At 38.4% G+C, this 19,127-nt stretch carries 16 protein-coding genes; 3 read left to right on the top strand and 13 right to left on the bottom strand.

Annotated features, from left to right (window positions below; translation table 11 throughout):
- Nucleotides 1-69 precede the first annotated feature (69 nt).
- The 13 genes from O0931_RS18460 to O0931_RS18400 all read right to left on the bottom strand — a co-directional run bounded on the left by O0931_RS18460 (nt 70) and on the right by O0931_RS18400 (nt 12,581).
- Nucleotides 70-1,323 (bottom strand): pyridoxal phosphate-dependent aminotransferase, encoded by a 1,254-nt coding sequence (locus tag O0931_RS18460; protein WP_269416965.1) that lies wholly within the window; start codon nt 1,321-1,323, stop codon nt 70-72.
- A 114-nt stretch (nt 1,324-1,437) separates the two neighbouring features.
- Nucleotides 1,438-2,769 carry an argininosuccinate lyase gene (argH, locus tag O0931_RS18455; RefSeq protein WP_269416964.1) on the bottom strand — a complete coding sequence of 444 codons (1,332 nt, stop codon included), beginning with the start codon at nt 2,767-2,769 and terminating at the stop codon, nt 1,438-1,440.
- 234 nt (nt 2,770-3,003) lie between these two features.
- Nucleotides 3,004-3,336 (bottom strand): DUF5615 family PIN-like protein, encoded by a 333-nt coding sequence (locus tag O0931_RS18450; RefSeq protein ID WP_269416963.1) that lies wholly within the window; start codon nt 3,334-3,336, stop codon nt 3,004-3,006.
- Nucleotides 3,336-3,557: a DUF433 domain-containing protein gene (locus tag O0931_RS18445; RefSeq protein WP_269416962.1), complete on the bottom strand. Its 222-nt coding sequence runs from the start codon at nt 3,555-3,557 to the stop codon at nt 3,336-3,338. The genes O0931_RS18450 and O0931_RS18445 overlap by 1 nt, the downstream gene beginning before the upstream one ends.
- A 189-nt stretch (nt 3,558-3,746) precedes the next feature.
- A complete protein-coding gene (locus tag O0931_RS18440; protein WP_269416961.1) occupies nt 3,747-4,814 on the bottom strand; it encodes a M20 family metallo-hydrolase in 1,068 nt (355 codons plus the stop codon).
- A gap of 68 nt (nt 4,815-4,882) precedes the next feature.
- Nucleotides 4,883-5,695 carry a pyrroline-5-carboxylate reductase gene (gene proC / locus O0931_RS18435; protein WP_269416960.1) on the bottom strand — a complete coding sequence of 271 codons (813 nt, stop codon included), beginning with the start codon at nt 5,693-5,695 and terminating at the stop codon, nt 4,883-4,885.
- Between the two features lie 260 nt (nt 5,696-5,955).
- Complete coding sequence (argB, locus tag O0931_RS18430; RefSeq protein WP_269416959.1) at nt 5,956-6,744, bottom strand: acetylglutamate kinase; 789 nt, start codon at nt 6,742-6,744, stop codon at nt 5,956-5,958.
- Nucleotides 6,745-6,813: 69 nt separating this feature from the next.
- Nucleotides 6,814-7,791 (bottom strand): Rossmann-fold NAD(P)-binding domain-containing protein, encoded by a 978-nt coding sequence (locus O0931_RS18425; protein ID WP_269416958.1) that lies wholly within the window; start codon nt 7,789-7,791, stop codon nt 6,814-6,816.
- A gap of 194 nt (nt 7,792-7,985) precedes the next feature.
- Nucleotides 7,986-9,116, bottom strand: coding sequence for an aspartate aminotransferase family protein (locus O0931_RS18420; protein WP_269416957.1), 1,131 nt, complete (start codon nt 9,114-9,116; stop codon nt 7,986-7,988).
- Between the two features lie 82 nt (nt 9,117-9,198).
- Nucleotides 9,199-10,200, bottom strand: coding sequence for an N-acetyl-gamma-glutamyl-phosphate reductase (gene argC, locus O0931_RS18415; protein ID WP_269416956.1), 1,002 nt, complete (start codon nt 10,198-10,200; stop codon nt 9,199-9,201).
- Entirely contained in the window at nt 10,178-10,528 is a 351-nt protein-coding gene (locus O0931_RS18410; RefSeq protein WP_269416955.1) for a cupin domain-containing protein, read from the bottom strand. The genes argC and O0931_RS18410 overlap by 23 nt, the downstream gene beginning before the upstream one ends.
- Nucleotides 10,529-10,605: 77 nt before the next feature.
- On the bottom strand, nt 10,606-11,796 hold the full coding sequence (gene argG / locus O0931_RS18405) for an argininosuccinate synthase (protein WP_269416953.1): 1,191 nt from the start codon (nt 11,794-11,796) through the stop codon (nt 10,606-10,608).
- 83 nt (nt 11,797-11,879) lie between these two features.
- Nucleotides 11,880-12,581, bottom strand: coding sequence for a GNAT family N-acetyltransferase (locus O0931_RS18400; protein ID WP_269416952.1), 702 nt, complete (start codon nt 12,579-12,581; stop codon nt 11,880-11,882).
- A 681-nt stretch (nt 12,582-13,262) separates the two neighbouring features.
- On the opposite strand from O0931_RS18400, the gene O0931_RS18395 reads away from it, so the two are divergent.
- The 3 genes from O0931_RS18395 (at nt 13,263) to O0931_RS18385 (ending at nt 19,074) form a co-directional block, all read left to right on the top strand.
- Nucleotides 13,263-13,973, top strand: coding sequence for a DUF4397 domain-containing protein (locus O0931_RS18395; protein ID WP_269416951.1), 711 nt, complete (start codon nt 13,263-13,265; stop codon nt 13,971-13,973).
- A 262-nt stretch (nt 13,974-14,235) separates the two neighbouring features.
- A complete protein-coding gene (locus O0931_RS18390; RefSeq protein WP_269416950.1) occupies nt 14,236-16,650 on the top strand; it encodes a TonB-dependent receptor in 2,415 nt (804 codons plus the stop codon).
- Between the two features lie 36 nt (nt 16,651-16,686).
- Complete coding sequence (locus O0931_RS18385) at nt 16,687-19,074, top strand: TonB-dependent receptor (RefSeq protein WP_269416949.1); 2,388 nt, start codon at nt 16,687-16,689, stop codon at nt 19,072-19,074.
- Nucleotides 19,075-19,127: the final 53 nt, after the last annotated feature.

Genomic DNA, 19,127 nt, shown 5'->3' with positions numbered 1-19,127 from the left:
TTCTAGCACTTCCCAAAATAAAAAAACCTCTTCAATTTTTTTGAAGAGGTTTTTTTTCGAAATGAAATATTACTTTAACTTACTCAAAGCAGTTTTTATTCTCGGTAACATATCTTTGATGTCCTGTAAAGTACAGGCGCCAACTGAAGCCCTGAACCATGGCATATTGTGCTCGTTTCCGAAAGCAGAAAACGGAACTAACGCGGCTCCAGCTTCCTTAATCAGGTAGAAATTTACATCTGCGCTGTCTTTTAAAAGCTGACCATCTTCAGTAGTTTTACCAATATAATCGATTTTAATGGTTAAATAAATGGCGCCCATTGGCTCCACCGCATCAACATTAAAACCTTCTGCTTTTAGCTCGTTAAAACCATTGTAAAGTGCATTCAAACTATCCTGAATCTGCGCTTTAAAGCTGGTTAAAAAAGCATCAACCTGTGCTTTATCATTAAAATAGTTAGACATGGCAACCTGCTCGGCTTTTGGTGCCCATGCGCCCATGTGACCAACCAAAGCCTTCATCCTGTTCACAATATCTTCAGGACCAAAACCCCATCCCACACGTACGCCTGTTGCAGCCAAGCATTTCGAACTTCCATCTACAAAAATGGTAAATTCACGCATTGCCGGGCGTAATGAAACCGGATTTACATGCGCTTTACCGAAAGTTAAAAGCGAATAAATCTGGTCGTACATTAAATACAATGGTTTTTCATTAACCCCACGATTTGCGTTTTCTTCTAAAATAACATCGCAAATTTCAGCTAAAGAATCCGCATCGAACATGGTTCCCGTTGGGTTCAATGGAGAGCACAAAGCCAGCAAAGTTGCACCTTTTAAATGTGGCTTCAGTTGCGCTGCCGTTGGCATGAAGTTATGCGCTGCATCGGTTTCTACCGCAATCGCTTTTGCAGAAGTTAAGTGGCAATAGTGGTTATTGTTCCAGGAAGGAGCAGGGAAAACAACAGTATCTCCCGGGTCGATTAAGGCCAGATAGGTAGCGTAAATTAGCGGACGGGAACCGCCGGAAACCAGAATGCTATTGGTGTTATATTCTAAACCGAATCTATCTTTCAATAATTCAGAAACAGTTTCTCTTAATTGCAAAACACCATCAGCAGGCGGATAATTGGTTTGATTGGCATTGTAGGCATCTACAATTCCAGCTTTTAATTCTGTCGGAATTGGATAGATATTCGAATCAAAATCGCCGATAGTTAAGTTAGCGATTGATGCGCCTTTGCGTTTCATTTCGTTAACCTCGTTACCAATTTTTATTATTTCCGAGCCAATCAGAGCACTGGCTAATATTGAAACTTTCATATATTACTTTTTTGTCGCTTTAAACGTCATTGCGAGGTACGAAGCAATCCTATGACTTAAAACAATTGGAAAAAATCACAGCTTTAAGATTGCTTCGTACCTCGCAATGACGACCTAACGAATTAAATCTTCTATTGCTTTATTTACTTTATCAAAACCAAATTGAGATAAAACTGCTTGCATTGATGCAGCAATTTGTTCGTTACAAAGGTTGCCGATGCTTCCCTCGTGTGTATGATGTATTTGGCTCGATGGTGCAAAAGTACTATTTTCTATCTGTTCGCCAACTATTTTATAAGCCTCTCTAAACGGAACCCCTTGCAACGCCAAATCGTTTACTACTTCAACGCTAAACAGGTAATCATATTTTTTATCTTTCAAAATATCATCTTTAATGGTAATGTTCTGGAACATGAAAGTGGCGATTTCCAAACATTCGTTTAACGAAGTGATTGCAGGGAAAAGATTTTCTTTTAGTAATTGTAAATCACGGTGGTACCCTGAAGGCAAATTGGTAATCATCATCGCAATTTCATTAGGCAAAGCCTGAATTTTATTGCAACGAGAACGAATCAACTCAAAAACATCAGGATTCTTTTTGTGCGGCATAATGCTCGAACCAGTTGTTAATTCCGGCGGAAAACTGATAAAGCCAAAGTTTTGGTTAATGAACAAGCATACATCCATCGCCATTTTGGCTAACGTTGCTGCTACTGCACTCATGGCCTGTGCTAAAACCCTTTCTGTTTTCCCGCGACCCATTTGCGCATAAACCACGTTATAGTTTAAGCTTTCGAAACCTAACAATTTAGTAGTTAAAGTTCTGTTCAATGGAAATGAAGAGCCGTAACCTGCAGCAGAACCCAATGGATTTTTATTCGTGATTTTCCATGCCGCCAACATCAGTTCCATATCATCGGCAAGGCTTTCGGCATAAGCGCCAAACCATAAACCAAATGATGAGGGCATTGCAATTTGCAAATGCGTATAACCCGGCATCAATTTAGCTGCGTGCGTATTGCTCAACTCAATCAAAAGGTTAAACAAAGTTGATGTTTGGTTAACCATATCTCCGATACAAGCTCTGAAAAATAGTTTCAAATCAACCAAAACCTGATCGTTGCGAGAACGGCCGCTGTGAATTTTCTTACCAGCTTCACCAATACGTTGGGTAAGTAACCATTCTACCTGCGAGTGTACATCTTCTACCGTATCTTCGATGGTGAAATTTCCAGCTTCAATTTCATTGTAAATGTTTTTCAGTTCTTGCTGAACCGTTTTCAATTCATCAGCGGTAAGCAGGTTAATGGTTTCTAACATTTGGGTATGCGCTAAAGAACCCAAAACATCAAATTTTGCCATTTGTAAATCCAGTTCGCGGTCTTTACCAACGGTGAAAGTTTCTACGAATTTATTTACATCTATATTTTTTTGCCAAATCTTCATTTTACTTTAGTTAACCGCAAAGAGCGCTAAGTTTTTTTGCAAAGGGCGCTAAGCTATTGTATAAATTTCCTACAGAGTTCACCAAGTTATCAAAGATCACACTATAGCGCTTTTTGGTCATCTCCATCATTGTGAGGCACAATTTATCCCGACTGTTAGGGAAAGCAATCCTCTATTTATTTTGATTTCAAAGCGTCACACTTGACAATAGATTGCTTCGTGCCTCGCAATTGATTATTGTATTTCTAAACAAGAAAATTCATCTTGCTTAATAAAATCATTTATTAATTGTTTTTTTTCTACTAGAGCATTGGCGATTCCTAAAGTTGTATTGTTTCCAAAACGTAACCAGATTATTTTCGGTGGATGCCCATATAGATTTGAGAACTCGTAGAAATCTGCATCAAAAGTAACTACCGTAAAATTATTTTGACCTGCAAAAGTCCAGATTTCCTTATCTGATTTATTTTCTAGTTTTAGCTGTCTAATTTGATTGCAGCCAGAAAATTCAGCCTCCAAAAGTTTTATAATTCTATAAGAAATATTTTGGTCGAATAATAATTTCACTAGGCTACTCTTATTTTATGCTCTCTATCAGCCGAATAAGCCAGACAAGACAAAACTTCTTCTTCGTTTATTTCAGGAAAATCTTCAAGAATATCCTGAATAGTCATACCGTTAGCTAACCAACCCAAAACATCATAAACCGCAATTCTTGTACCTTTTATGCAAGGTTTTCCAAATCGTTTGCTGGCATCAATTTCTATAAACTCAGAATAAGTTTTCATAAAGTAAAGATAAACAATATTATAAGAATTTTGATTTAACCGCAAAGAGCGCTAAGTTTTTCGCAAAGCACACAAAGCTATTATACTATTTTACCAAAGCGCTCACTGATTTTTCACAGAGAACACAAGGCTATTTTTACCACAAAGACACTAAGTACACAAGGTTTTATGCCCTCAACCTTAAAACCTTTAACCTACAATCACCGGCTTCAACATATTCACATAGCCTTGAACACCTTCAGCTACCTCCCTAACATATAAAAACTCATCAGCCATGTGTGAGCGGCCTGAAAAACCCGGCCCACATTTTACGGATGGAATATCCAATAAAGCCTGGTCGGATGTGGTTGGCGAACCATAAGTAGTTTTGCCCAATGCTACACCAGCCTGAACAACCGGATGATTTTTATCAATCGATGATGGTTTTAAACGAATAGAACGTGGGGTAACATCACAATCTACATTTGCACGGATGATTTCTAAAACTTCTTCGTTTGTGTAAGCGTCTGTAACCCGAACATCAACTGTAAAGGTACAATTAGCCGGAACCACATTATGTTGCGAACCTGCATTTATAATCGTAACCGTCATCTTCAGCGGACCAAAAACTTCCGATACTTTAGGAAACTGATAATTTCTGAACCAATCGATATCTTTTAATGCTTTATAAATGGCATTTTCGCCCTCTTCGCGCGCCGCATGACCGGCTTTACCGTGAGATACACAATCCAACACCAGCAAACCCCGTTCGGCAATAGCCAGGTTCATTTCTGTTGGCTCCCCAACAATTCCGAATTCGAGTTCACCCAAGTCTGGCAAAACAAGTTCTAAGCCATTATTTCCAGAAATTTCTTCTTCCGCCGTTGCGGCCAAACAGATGTTATATTTTAAATTTTCCTGTTCGTAGTAATATAAAAATGTACCGATTAACGAAACCAGGCAACCACCAGCATCATTACTGCCTAAGCCAAATAATTTGTCGCCTTCGATTGCCGCGTCGTATGGGTCGCGGGTGTAACCAGAATTTGGTTTAACCGTATCGTGATGAGAATTTAAAAGCAATGTTGGTTTATTTGCATCGAAATGCTTGTTATAAGCCCAAACATTGTTCATTTTCCGCTGCGTCTTAATTCCTTTCTCCTCCAAAAACTGAGCGATTAGGTTCGCCGTTCGGTCTTCTTCCTTACTAAAAGACTGGATGCGAATCAGCTGTCGCAGTAAATCCAGACTTTCCTTTTGTATATTTTCTAATAACATAGTATCGAGTAGTTAGTATAAAGTATCAAGATATCGAGCCAAAACCCTCCACCATCAACCTTATACCTTTAACCTTCTTTTGTATATAAATTCCCTGCTTTTAAAGCCGAAAGTTTAATCCCTTTTATCAATGATGAACTAAAACCGTTATGCTCCATTTCATTTAAACCGGCAATGGTACAACCTTTTGGCGAAGTTACTTTATCTATCTCTGATTCCGGGTGAGTGCCGTGTAATAAAAGTAAATCAGCTGCGCCCTTTGCCGTTTGAACTGCCATTTTCAGCGCCTCATCTGCATGGAAACCAATTTCGACACCTCCCTGAGATGCTGCCCTGATCGCCCTCAAAAAGAACGCAATACCACAAGCACAAAGCGCCGTAGCGGAAGTCATTAAATCTTCATTTATTTTCACGACTGAACCAACCGTTTCAAACATTTTGGTCACCTCGGTAATATTTTCAGCAGATGCATTATCGCTGGCCATGCAAGTCATCGACTGGCCAATCGCAATAGCCGTATTTGGCATTACACGAATCACCTCCACATCACTTCCCAGTTTCTCGCGAACCGCAGCACAACTCACACCCGAAATTACAGAAATAACCAAATGTTTAGCTGCGTTTATCGAGGAATTAATTTCATCTAAAACGGTATTTAACTGCTGTGGTAAAACAGCAAGAATTACAACATCTGCATCGGTAACCGCATGTTTATTATCATTGCTCACTACAAACCCGGCTTGCGCAAAAGATGTTAAATGGTCGGTATTTCTACGGGTTAGCGTGATATCGCCTGCTTTAGCGAAATCGGCTTTTACCAAACCTTTTGCTAAAGATAAACCGATATTTCCACTACCAATTATGGCTATTTTTTTTGTCATGATTAATATTTTTTCCTTCGGATTGATTTCACAGATTATTTGATTTCACAGATTTATTTGAAAAGCAATTTCAGCAATTCTATTAATGTTCAGTCCTGCTATTCAATTCAATCTTTTTTCAAACTCATTTGTCATGCTTCGTACCTCAGCATGACAGTTTATTCAATGTTGCTGCTAAAAAAGTATTTCCATTGCTATCAGGTTTATTCAAAACCGTCATTGCGATACATCCTCAATCTTCTTCCTTTTAATCCTCTACCTTATTTCAGCATCTTCGTTCCAAAAGTACCACCTGCAAGTTCGGCCAATTCATCAGCTTTACCGATATATACAGCCGAAACGCCTTTTTTAATCGCTTCAAAAGCATTGTGTAACTTTGGTATCATTCCACCCTGCACGGTTCCGTTAGCTTTCAAACCATCAAATTCATTGGCTTTGATTTCTCTAACCACTGAATCATCATTATTTACATCGCTCAAAACACCTTTTTTTTCAAAGCAATATACCAAACGCGTTTCATATAATGATGACATTGCCACCGCAACTGATGACGCAATGGTATCGGCATTGGTGTTTAACAATTGTGTTTCGCCATCATGCGTAATTGCACATAATACCGGTACCAATCCTGCTTTAAGTAGGCTATCTAAAGTTTCCGAAGAAACAGAGTATTCATCCAAATCGCCAACAAATCCGTAATCGATTTCTTTTACAGGACGTTTTCTAGCTTTAATGATATTTCCATCCGCACCCGTTAAACCAATTGCATTGCTGCCTTTCGCTTGTAATTGGGCAACCATATTTTTGTTAATCAATCCGGCATAAACCATCGTAACAATACGCAAAGTTTCTATATCCGTAATCCGGCGGCCTTCGACCATTTTGGCTTCAATACCTAAACTTTCACCAAGTTCAGTTGCGATTTTACCACCACCATGAACCAGAATTTTGTCGCCTGGCAAAGCTGTAAAATCCAATAAAAACTGATGTAAGTTTTCAGAGTTATCGATTACGTTTCCACCGATTTTTATGATTGTAAGTTGTTTCATTTTATTGAGCTTAAAGCTTAAAGCAAAATGCTGAAAGCTTTGGTCTTTTAGCTTTAGTCTTTCTGCTTTTTACAATTCTTCCAACATTGATTTAATCACTGCTTGTGCTGCCCATAAACGATTGCCGGCTTCATGAATAACCAATGAATTGGGCCCATCAAGAATTTCAGAAGATAATTCCAAATCGCGACGAACCGGCAAACAGTGCATCACTTTCGCATCATTAGTAAATTTAAGCTTTTCATTGTTCATCATCCAGCCATCGGGGTAAGTCAGAACTTTACCGTATTCTTTATAGCTGCTCCAGTTTTTAACATACACATAATCAGCGCCGGCCAAAGCTTCTTCAATGTTGTATTGAATATCGGCGCCTGGTGTAAATTCTTCGGCAAGTTCATAACCCTCGGGTTGCGCAATTGTAAAATCAATCATTCCCTCATTTTGCGCTTTACACATCCATTCTGCAAAAGAATTCGGAACCGCCTGCGGTAAAGCTTTTACATGAGGTGCCCAGGCTAAAACAACCTTAGGCTTTAAGTTAGCGCCAACCCTCAAAGGATTCCAGGTTTCATGAATGGTAATAATATCGGCAAAGCTTTGCAGCGGATGCCGTGTAGCGCTCTCTAAACTCACAACCGGAACAGCGCAGTATTTCACGAATTTGTTAAAGAAATCTTCATTATAATCTTCCTCCCGATTATTTAATTTCGGGAAAGAACGCAATCCTAAAATATCGCAATACTGACCCATTACCGCAGCAGCTTCCCGGATGTGCTCCACGGTTGAGCCATTCATTACTACGCCATCCTGCGTTTCTAAGGCCCAGCCTTCTTTATCCAGATTCATCACCATCACATTCATACCCAAATTTAGCGCCGCTTTTTGAGTGCTTAAACGGGTACGTAAACTCGGGTTCATAAAAACCAATCCCAGGGTTTTGTTTTTACCCAAACTTTGATGCGCATAAGGATTCGCCTTTAATTCAAGCGCATCCTTTACAAATTGTTTGATGCTTGGAACATCGTGTACGGAAGTGAAAAGTTTCATACTAAGATATAAGGTTTGAGGTTTAGGGTTTAAGGTTTTCCCCTCCACCGGCTCTTAAAAATTTCAAAAAAGAAATTAGCTTGCACTAACTTCGTATTTTATCGTCATTGCGAGGTACGAAGCAATCTTACAACTATGGGTGGGTTTTCTACCGCATTAAGATTGCTTCGTACCTCGCAATGACGAGTATATAATTACTTCACCAACTTACCAAATGCCACCAAAAACTCATCAGCGTGTGCTTTGGTTAAATTTAAGGCTGGCAATAAACGAATAACATTTGGTTTAGCTTCGCCGGTGAAAATATGGTATGTGAATAATAATTCTTTTTTGACATGAGCAAGCTCTTCAGGGAGTTCAATACCAATCATTAACCCACGACCACGAACTTCGACAACTTGCTTAAATTTCTTCAATTCTGTGATTAAATAATTACCGATTTCTTCAGCATTTTTCATTAAGTTATCTTTTTCCATAACTTCTAAAACAGCTAAAGCTGCCGCACAGGCCAAATGGTTACCGCCGAAAGTGGTACCTAATTCGCCATGCCAAGGTTTGAATTTTGGTGCAATAGAAATTCCGGCTACCGGAAATCCGTTACCCATTCCTTTTGCCATGGTATAGACATCTGCTTCAACACCCGAATAATCGTGTGAATAAAACAAACCTGTTCTGCCATAACCACACTGAACCGAATCGGCAATGTAAACCGAATTGTATTCATCACAAAGTGAACGGATTTTTTGCAAGAAACTTTTTGAGGCTTCCTTAATTCCGCCAACACCCTGGATACCCTCAATAATTACCGCTGAAATTTCATTGCCCTGCGCTTTGAAAGTCTCTTCAAGAGCTACTTCATTGTTGAACGGCAGGAAGATTACATTTTCGGTTTGGTTAACCGGCGCAACAATTTTCGGATTATCCGTCACTGCAACAGCCAAAGATGTTCGTCCGTGGAAAGCGCCTGTAAAAGCAATTACTTTTTTTCTGCCATTGTAAAATGAAGCCAGTTTTAAAGCATTTTCATTTGCTTCTGCACCAGAGTTTACCAGGAACAATTGAAAATCTTTCTTCCCAGAAACCTGTCCTAATTTCTCTGCCAATTGAACCTGCAAAGGAATTTTAACAGAGTTGGAATAAAAACCAACTTTATTTAACTGCTCGGTTAAGCGACTTACATAATGCGGATTGGTATGGCCAATCGAAATCACTGCGTGACCGCCATATAAGTCTAAATATTTTTGTTCGTTAGCATCCCAAACATTGCTGCCTTTTGCAGATACTACCGTGATATCGTTTAAAGGGTATACATCAAATAATTCCATATTTTATAGATTTTGTCATTCTGAGGAACGAAGAATCTTTTTCATCGTTTGCAGATGCTTCGTGCCTCAGCATAACAGATTATTAAAAGTTCGCTGCTTTTAAACGCAGCCCTGCTGTTTCTTCCAAACCAAACATTAAGTTCATATTCTGAACGGCTTGTCCGCTGGCGCCTTTTAACAGGTTGTCAATAATGCTGGTGATAAATAATTTATTGCCGTGTTTTTCAACATGAACCAGCGCCTTGTTTGTATTTACAACCTGTTTTAAATCGATGTTTTTCCGACTTACATGTGTAAAAGGATGTGCACGATAATAGTCTTCGAAAATTTTCTGTGCTTCGTCTAAAGTCAAATCACTTTCTAAATACATCGCCGCTAAAATACCGCGAGTAAAAGCTCCGCGTTGCGGGATGAAGCTCAAGGCCTCTGTTAGCGAGGGCTGCAACTGCACCAAACTTTCGCCAATTTCATTCAGATGTTGATGCTCAAAAGCTTTGTAAATAGACAGATTATTGTTTCTCCAGCTAAAGTGAGACGTTGTTGATAAACTTTGTCCGGCACCTGTTGAACCAGTCGTTGCATTGATGTGAAGTTCGCTTTTAATTAAACCTTTTGCAGCCAGTGGTAATAAACCCAATTGGATACAAGTCGCAAAACAACCAGGATTAGCGATATTTTTTGCAGACTTTATTTTATCGTGATTTAATTCCGGCAAGCCATAAACAAATTCACGTTTTTCGAATTCAGCATTAGCTGCCAATCTAAAATCCTGGGATAAATCAATGATTTTAATGTTTTCGTTGATTGGGTTAGCGGCTAAAAATTTCTTCGCATCGCCGTGACCAACGCAAAGAAAAAGTATGTCAATATCCTGAGGAATATCACTTACAAATTTTAAATCCGTATCGCCGATTAAATCAGTATGCACATCAGAAATTAAGTTTCCTGCATTACTGGTGCTATTTACGAAAGTAATTTCAACATTTGGATGATTAACCAGGATACGGAGCATTTCGCCACCAGTATATCCTGCTCCACCAATTATTCCCGCTTTAATTTTATTATTCACAATCTGTTCTATCATTTTCTGTAGATGGATAGGAAAAAAGTATAAATTCTAAATCATCAATACCGTTATTCATGATTTTATGCTTGTCGCCTGCTTTAACCTGCAAGCCTTTACTGGCATCAACTGTAAAGTTTTTTTCTTCAACTAAAAATGTTGCCTGTCCTTTCAAGATGTAAAAAAACTGTTCTGCATAAGTATGAAAATGCAATTTTTCGGCTGTTTGGGCGGGCATTAATTCTTGCTTAACAACAGCCTCGGGTTTGCTAATAAAATTCCATCCATCACAATTATCACCCCATTTATAGTGGCTTAAACAATTATCTTTTGATCGGATTTCGTCCATTTTAGTATCAGATATTTAGTATCGAGTAGCAAGATGAGGTTTCAATTTCCATAAAACCTCTTCCATCTTACATCAAATTAAGCCTCTTCGCCATTTACTTTATGCCAAATCATCACCTGGTTACCAAAGATTTTAGAGAAACCTTTAACATCTTCACCGCTCCAGGCATTATTCATTTCGCCATAGCTGCCAAATTTATTGCTCATTAAATCGTGGTTCGATTCGATACCGATAATCTGGAAACGATAAGGTAATAATTCAACAAATACTTTACCGCTTACCACCTTTTGCGTATCGGCAAGAAAAGCCTCAATATTCCGCATAATCGGGTCGTGGAATTGCCCTTCGTGCAGCCAGTTACCATAGAAAGACGACAATTGTTCTTTCCAGCTCAATTGCCATTTAGTTAAAGTATGTTTTTCTAACGTATGGTGCGCTTTGATAATAATAATCGGACCGGCAGCTTCGAAGCCCACACGACCTTTAATACCGATAATGGTATCCCCAACATGAATATCGCGACCGATACCAAAAGGTTGAGCTATTGCTTGTAATTTTTGGATTGCTCTAACTGGTTCAAAGGTTTCGCCATCAATAGCAACCAACTCTCCTTTTTCGAAAGTTAATTCCAATTTACGGGATTCAGTTTCTGTAACCTGGGTTGGCCATGCGCTTTCCGGTAAGGTTTCGTTAGAAGTTAAGGTTTCCTTTCCGCCTACTGATGTTCCCCACAAACCTTTATTAATCGAATATTGTGCTTTTGCCGCACTGTATTCAACACCGTGTTCTGCTAAATATTGTATTTCCGCTTCGCGGGATAATTTTAAATCTCTTATCGGTGTAATGATTTCAACTTCAGGAATCAGGATATTGAAAATCATATCGAAACGCACCTGGTCATTACCGGCACCTGTACTTCCGTGCGCCACATAATCAGCACCAATTTTTTTAACGTAGTTCGCTATTGCGGTAGCCTGACTAACACGTTCGGCACTCACCGAAAGCGGATAGGTGGCATTTTTCAATACGTTTCCGAAAATTAAATATTTGATGCAATCCTCATAATAGCTTTCAGTTTCATCTACCACAGCATGAGATTTCACACCTAAGGCATAAGCTCTTTTCTCTATTTCCTGTAATTCTTCATCAGAAAAACCACCCGTATTAACAATTACGGAGTGAACCTCCAGACCACGATCTTGAGCAAGATAAATACAACAAAATGAGGTGTCGAGACCTCCGCTAAAAGCTAAAACTACTTTGTTCATATTGGGATAATTATATTTTAATTGTCATATGGATTACCTGTGAATGGATTATTTTTTTTTATTGATTCACAAGCAATTCATCACTATTTGTTAAATAACAGGGTAAATAAAAACATCAATACTTTTAAGCCGGACTTTGGCTTAGGTTTAACAACTAAACGCTGTTTAATGCGCATAAACCGCTCATATAATTTGGGTTTTTTTTGTAATTCTTCGGCGAATTTTTTGGCTGCATCGTGTTTTTGAGTGGCAGGGTCGTAAAGCATTGCGGTACACATACAGTTTTTACGTTCTTTCATTTTCAAAATCTCGAAATTTACGCAGCTCTGGCAACCTTTCCAGAATTCCTCATCCTGGGTTAACTCAGAATAGGTAACGGGTTCGTAACCTAAATCAGAATTGATTTTCATTACAGCTAAACCGGTTGTTAAACCGAAAATCTTGGCCTTAGGATATAATGCCCTGGAAAGCTCAAAAACTTTTTCTTTAATGGCATGAGCCAAACCTGCTTTTCTAAATTCAGGTGAAACAATTAAGCCAGAATTGGCCACAAACTGACCATGGCTCCAGGTTTCGATGTAGCAAAAGCCCGCCCATCGCCCGTCTTTATGAAACGCAATAACAGCTTTGCCCTCTTGCATTTTATTTGCGACATAGTCGGGAGAACGTTTCGCAATACCCGTGCCGCGAGCTTTCGCAGATTCGGCCATCTCGGTTACGATTTGTTCTGCAAATACACGATGCTCAGGAAGTGCCACCTGCACGATAAATTCGTTAATATCCATTCGTTTTCTAACGAAAAATTATAAGTATTCTTGTTAATTGGGTTTTTAGAGAGGATCAATTCCTCGTTACGTTTAGTTGAGTACTAAATACGTGGCGTAAAATTTTGCCGGCTGTTGGGGTAATAGAATACAGGTTGAAAACGATTAATAAATAAACTTTCCGCAGACACTAAATGTGCTGTGCTACTCGAAAGTTTATGTAAAAAATTTTTAATCATTTTCTGCGTATTAAAACGGCTTTAACTCTATTGAGGTGCAAAGGTTTAAATAATAATTGAGTTACACAATATTTTTTAACTTTTTTACATTTTTTAATTTTCATCCACAGCTAAATTCTGAATATTTCGGGGTACCAGGCCCTCTGGTCTGAGTACTTACAGTTCGAAATTTAAAGATCAGTTTAATGGGATGACCAATTGATTGCATGTTTTCCGAACTGTCGGCAGGAAGTTAAACGCCCAGCACCTTCCAATTGGGTTTTAGGGCCGGGCCCTCTACTCCCCTGATTTTACATTCCGGTAATTGCGCTTCCAAATTCTGAACTGTTTTATTAAATTTTAACATCTGATTAACAACATTTAACATACTTAATTAATATTTAAACGCCATATTTGTATGGTTGTAGCGAATTTGAATTCCCAATCGTTTTAATTAGAACTAAATCTTTATCCTGAGAAATTTATGAATACTTCTACTATCAGTTATTTTAAAAAAGTTAAATTACATTCATTTTTATTACTTATCACGGCCATAATATTTAGTTCTTGTGCTAAAACAGAAACAGCTGATTCGACGATATCTTATTTAAGAGTAATTAATGCTTCACCGTCGCTGGCTACATACAACGTTTATTTAAGCGGCAGCTTAATTAATTCTGCTGCATTACCATTTGCAGGTTCAATTTCTTACACGTCCAGAACTGCCGGCACATACAACTTGAAATTTACCAGCGGAAGTTCAGTCGAGAGTTTGTATACAAAAGACATTACTATGAATGCCGAAGCTAGTTATTCTTATTATCTGGTAAATAAACCTGGTCAGTTAGATGGCTTACTTGTTAGTGAAGATTTAAGTACTGGATCTACTGATAAGGCATATGTTAGATTTATAAATTTATCCCCTGATGCACCTGCACTTGATTTGGTTAAAACAGGCACAACAACTTCTTACGGAACAAACAAGGCTTATAAAACTGCTGGTGGTTTTGTCGAAATAGCTGCAGGAACATATTCGCTTGATGCAAAAGAAACAACTTCCGGAACAGTCAGAACCACTAAAACAGATGCAGTATTTGCTGCAGGCTATCATTATGATGTGATTTGTGGCGGATTAGTAAGTCCGGCAAATGATACAGAACGCCCCATCACCCTGCAAGTCTTAACAATCAAGTAATACTTTCATCCAATAATTGTAAATAAAAAGACCACTTTAATTAAAGGGGTCTTTTTTATTTACAGATTTTTCCCGATTTAGAATTAAAAATGTTAAAATTTCAGCATGGAGACTCATTTCCAACGCTGTTATTCAGCGCCTTAACACTTTACTTATTGTACAATCCACACCTTCTTATTTAGAATTAATCAAAATAATTTGGATAATAAATTTTTCTGCCGTTATTTTGCGACTGTTTAGAATTAATCCAAATAAATTTAACATGTATAAAATCAGACTCTTTTTATTTACTATTTTGCTCTCACTTTCAGGAATTAACTCCTTTGCGCAACAATCTTCAACACTTAAAGGTAAGATTATAACTTCTGATGGCGCGCCTGCCGCTTTCATCTCTATAGGATTAAAGGGCAAAGGCTTAGGCACTACAACTGATGAAAATGGAAATTACACCATCCCGAAAGTTAAACCGGGTACATATATTATCAGGGTTTCGGCTGTGGGCTTGAAGTCTGAAGAAAAAACCATTAACATAACTGCAGGCGAAACTTCAATCGTGGATTTCTCTTTAGTTGAAAATGCCGATCAATTGAAGGAGGTAAATATCAGCAGCAGTAAAAGAAATAAATTCGCCACTAAAAAAAGTGAATATGTTGCCAAGCTACCCTTGAAAAATCTTGAAAATCCGCAGGTTTATACCACAATTTCCAGAGAATTGATGGAGGAACAAATGGTTACCAATTTTAGTGACGCATTAAAAAATACACCAGGATTAGATAAATTATGGACGTCTACAGGACGTGGGGGCGACGGCGCATCTTATTACAATTTACGTGGGTTTACTACTCAGGTTTCTGTAATCGATGGTATAGCAGGGTTAACTAACGGTGATCTTGATCCATCTAATATTGAAACAATTGAAGTAATTAAAGGCCCATCTGGTACATTATATGGTGGTGCGATTACCAATTTTGGTGGTTTAGTAAACATTGTGACTAAAAAACCTTTAGATACCATGGGTGGTTCAATCAATTATAACACCGGTAGTTTCGGACTTAACAGGTTAACAGCCGATGTTTATGCACCGGTTAACAAAGATAAAAACTTACTTTTTAGAGTTAATGCTGCTTATAATAAGCAGAATAGCTGGCAAGATGCCGGCTTCAGCAATTCAACATTTATTGCCCCGGCTTTAGAATACAGAATTAACGAAAAACTTAAATTAAATTTAGGTGCAGAATTTTACAACTACGAAGGCACAAATCCGCTAATGGTTTTCTTAAACAGAAGCCGCCAGTTAATTGCACGTACACCTGATGAACTGAACTTCGACTTCGGAAGATCTTTTACCAGCAATGACTTAACCATTAAAACGCCGACAAGAAATGTTCATGGTCAGTTAACTTATAAAATTTCTGATAACTGGATTTCTCAGACAAACTTTTCTCAAAGCATTCGTAAATCTGAAGGGTACTATCAATATGTAATGTATCTTGGAGCAACTGATGATCTTTTATCAAGATACATCAACATCCAAAATTCAGCAAGTACATCTGCTGATGTTCAACAAAACTTTATAGGCGATTTTAAAATTGCCGGGCTAAGAAACAGGATGATTATTGGCTTGGATTATTTAAACCAAAAAACAGACAACAGTAACTCTCCTTATATTTTATTTGATAATATAAATTCTGTTAATGTACCTGCAAGCTATGCTAACATTTCTAAAGCCGCGGTTGACGCAAAAATTGGAGCAGCTGCTTCCGGCTATGCTAAAAACAGCACCATTTCAAAAGTTTACAGTGCATATGCCTCTGATGTTTTAAATGTTACAGATGCATTATCTGCAATGTTTAGTCTACGGGTTGATCGTTTCGACAACAAGGGAACTTACGACCAGGCCACCAACAGAACTACCGGTGATTATAAGCAAACTGCTATTTCACCAAAATTCGGTTTGGTTTATGAAGTTATCAAAGATCAGGTTTCAATATTTGGAAACTACATGAATGGTTTCAGGAACGTGGCTACAGTGACGCAACCGCTTTCAGATATTTCAGGCGTGTTTAAACCTCAACAGGCAAATCAAATTGAAGGCGGTATAAAAGCTGATTTATTTCACAATAAATTAAACTTAACTGCAAGCTATTACAATATTGATGTTAAAAACATGACCAGAAGCGAATCAATAGTTAGAAATGGAACGACTTATAATATTACGGTTCAGGATGGCACACAATTAAGCAAAGGAATAGAAATTAGCTTAAATGCTAACCCGGTAGACGGTTTAAACTTTGTTGCAGGTTATAGCCATAACGATAGCAAAATGGTTAAAGCGGCACCAAGTGTAGAAGGCAGAAGACCAGTAAGTGCAGGACCAGAAGACATGGTAAATGCCTGGTTAAGTTATACACTCACAAAAGGTAAACTACAAGGCTTAGGGCTTGGCTTCGGTGGAAATTACAACAGCGAAAATATCATTACAAACAGTTTGGCAACAGGTGTTTTCACACTCCCATCGTATACCGTACTAAATGCAACTGCATTTTATTCGAAGAACCGCTATCGTCTTGGATTAAAAGTAGACAACCTTGCTGATGTAAAATATTATAAAGGATGGACAACTGTAGAACAGCAAATGCCAAGAAGTTTAGTGGCAAACATCAGTTTTAAATTCTAGTCGTTCATAAAAAATAATCTCTTCAAAAATTTTATAATGAATAAAATAAGACTCTTTTCTTTAACAGCAGGGATGTTGATAATGAATTTGATGGCTTTTGCGCAACAATTTGCAACAATAAAAGGTACGATTACAACGTCTAACGGCAAACCGGCGGCTTACATTTCAGTGGGGCTAAAAGGTAATGCCCATGGAACCCTAACAGATGATAATGGTAAATTTATCATTAACCGTGTTAAACCTGGAACATATACAATTAAAGCTTCGGCGGTAGGGATTAATGCTTCAGAAAAATCAATAACAGTTGTAGCCGGCGAAATTAAAATGATAGATTTCGTTTTATCGGAAAATGATCAGGCACTCGAAGAAGTAACTGTTGCAGGTAAAAACAACAGATATAAAATAAGTCTCCCGTCGGCCTCGTTAAGATTAAACGAGCCGCTTTTAGAAGCGCCGCAAAATATTCAGACCGTTACAGGTCAGGCCATCAAAGACCAGCAAATTATTAGTATGAGTGATGGTTTAATCAGAAATGTGAGTGGTGCCGTAAGGGTAGAACATTGGGGTGATATGTATACAAACATTACCATGCGTGGTTCTCAAATCCAGGCCATGCGTAATGGATTTAATGTCGTTTCATCCTATTGGGGGCCGTTAACAGAAGACATGAGTTTTGTTGATCACATTGAATTTGTAAAAGGTCCGGCCGGTTTTATGTTAGGCAATGGCGATCCAAGCGGCATGTACAACGTCGTAACTAAAAAGCCTACAGGCTTTAACAGAGGTGAAGTTTCCTTTACCCTCGGCAGTTTCGACTTATATAGAACAACAGTAGATTTCGACCATAAATTAACCAGTGATGGTAAATTGTTATTAAGGTTAAATGCCGCTGTGCAGAACAAAGGCTCATTCCGTCCTTACGAACAAAATGACCGTTATAGCTTTGCGCCGGTATTAAGTTATCAAATTACAAATAAAACTAAATTAACGGCAGAATATACTTTCCAGAATGCTAAAATGACGGAGGTTGGTTCTTATTATATTTTCTCTCCTAAGGGATATGCCGCTTTTCCAAGAGAACTTACTTTAACACAGCCCGGATTACCGGCAACACGCATTAACGATCAAAGTTTATTTTTAAACCTGCAACATAACTTTGATGATAACTGGAAACTAACTGCTCAGGCCGCTTATTTCAAATACAATCAGGTTGGCACAAGTTCCTGGCCATCTGCAGTAAATGCAAATAATACTGTTATCAGAAGTGTTAGCATATGGGATGCCGAAAGCAGTATGAAACTTGCGCAGTTATTTATTAACGGACAGTTGAAAACAGGCGGCATTAATCACCGTATTTTAGCGGGATTTGATGGTGGAAAGAAAAATTATATCGCAGACTGGGGCCAATCTCATAATCTGGATCTGCCGACTTCACCTTTCGATTTAAATAATCCTGATTATGGTTTTCCTTCAAACGGCTATCCAAATTTCGACCGGATTACACCGTTGGCACAACGGGCAATTAATGCAGGTGGTTTAATGGATTCAAAATACCTTAGTGCCTATGCCCAGGATGAATTAGGGTTTTTTAATAACAAAGTTCGTTTAACACTGGCAGGCCGCTACACTTACGTAAGCCAATCGGCTTGGGGCGGTTCGCCTGATAAGGCAAAACACGTTACACCCAGGGTTGGCTTAAGCGTATCAATCGATAAAAATACAGCAATTTATGCGGTTTATGATGAAGCCTTTACCCCACAAAGCGGCTTAATCAGAAATGGTGGAAAAGTTGAACCGATTACGGGAACTAATAATGAGATTGGAATTAAAAAGGACTGGTTTGACGGAAAATGGAACACGACCCTTTCGGCTTACAGAATATTTAAACAAAATGAGTTAACAGCAGATCCAACAAATACACCCGGTCAGAATTTTAGCGTTGTATTAGGCGAAAAAAGAGCGCAGGGTATTGAGTTTGATTTAAGAGGCAAAATTACAGATGGTTTAACATTAATTGCAAATTATGCCTATACAGATGCTAAAGTAACTGAAGTGACACCAGGCGTTGCCGGCATTAATGTTGGCGATGTCATTCCGGGTTTCGCCAGGCATGTATCAAATGCGTGGTTAACCTACACCTTGCAACAAGGGCCACTTAAAGGTTCGGGAATCTCCGGAGGCTTTACTTATCTGGCCGGTCGTGCAACCGATACCTGGAGCGTTGGTTTACAAAAGTTACCAAACTATTTTAAACTGGATGGCGGTTTATTTTACGAACGTCAAAAATTCAAAATTACCGGGAATGCCTTTAACATCCTTAATAAATATTTATTCAGTGGCTCTTATTATCAATGGTTAAATGCCTATTACTATCAGGCAGAAGCACCGAGAAATTACAGACTAAGCGTAGCGTATAAATTTTAATCATATACCTGCAGGCCTTGTCAGACAGACCTGCAGGTTTTTACCTGAACCGA

Origin of the sequence: Pedobacter rhodius (genome assembly GCF_027213645.1) — a bacterium.
Classification (GTDB): Bacteria; Bacteroidota; Bacteroidia; order Sphingobacteriales; family Sphingobacteriaceae; genus Pedobacter; species Pedobacter rhodius.
Note: the sequence above shows the minus strand (reverse complement) of the source record. Positions and strands in the feature narration are given on the sequence as shown.

Bases quoted from the DNA above. Each gene is read 5' to 3' on its own strand.
- O0931_RS18460 (WP_269416965.1), bottom strand. From the start codon at position 1,323: ATGAAAGTTTCAATATTAGCCAGTGCTCTGATTGGCTCGGAAATAATA.
- argH (WP_269416964.1), bottom strand. From the start codon at position 2,769: ATGAAGATTTGGCAAAAAAATATAGATGTAAATAAATTCGTAGAAACT.
- O0931_RS18445 (WP_269416962.1), bottom strand. From the start codon at position 3,557: ATGAAAACTTATTCTGAGTTTATAGAAATTGATGCCAGCAAACGATTT.
- O0931_RS18440 (WP_269416961.1), bottom strand. From the start codon at position 4,814: ATGTTATTAGAAAATATACAAAAGGAAAGTCTGGATTTACTGCGACAG.
- proC (WP_269416960.1), bottom strand. From the start codon at position 5,695: ATGACAAAAAAAATAGCCATAATTGGTAGTGGAAATATCGGTTTATCT.
- argB (WP_269416959.1), bottom strand. From the start codon at position 6,744: ATGAAACAACTTACAATCATAAAAATCGGTGGAAACGTAATCGATAAC.
- O0931_RS18425 (WP_269416958.1), bottom strand. From the start codon at position 7,791: ATGAAACTTTTCACTTCCGTACACGATGTTCCAAGCATCAAACAATTT.
- O0931_RS18420 (WP_269416957.1), bottom strand. From the start codon at position 9,116: ATGGAATTATTTGATGTATACCCTTTAAACGATATCACGGTAGTATCT.
- argC (WP_269416956.1), bottom strand. From the start codon at position 10,200: ATGATAGAACAGATTGTGAATAATAAAATTAAAGCGGGAATAATTGGT.
- O0931_RS18410 (WP_269416955.1), bottom strand. From the start codon at position 10,528: ATGGACGAAATCCGATCAAAAGATAATTGTTTAAGCCACTATAAATGG.
- argG (WP_269416953.1), bottom strand. From the start codon at position 11,796: ATGAACAAAGTAGTTTTAGCTTTTAGCGGAGGTCTCGACACCTCATTT.
- O0931_RS18400 (WP_269416952.1), bottom strand. From the start codon at position 12,581: ATGGATATTAACGAATTTATCGTGCAGGTGGCACTTCCTGAGCATCGT.
- O0931_RS18395 (WP_269416951.1), top strand. From the start codon at position 13,263: ATGAATACTTCTACTATCAGTTATTTTAAAAAAGTTAAATTACATTCA.
- O0931_RS18390 (WP_269416950.1), top strand. From the start codon at position 14,236: ATGTATAAAATCAGACTCTTTTTATTTACTATTTTGCTCTCACTTTCA.
- O0931_RS18385 (WP_269416949.1), top strand. From the start codon at position 16,687: ATGAATAAAATAAGACTCTTTTCTTTAACAGCAGGGATGTTGATAATG.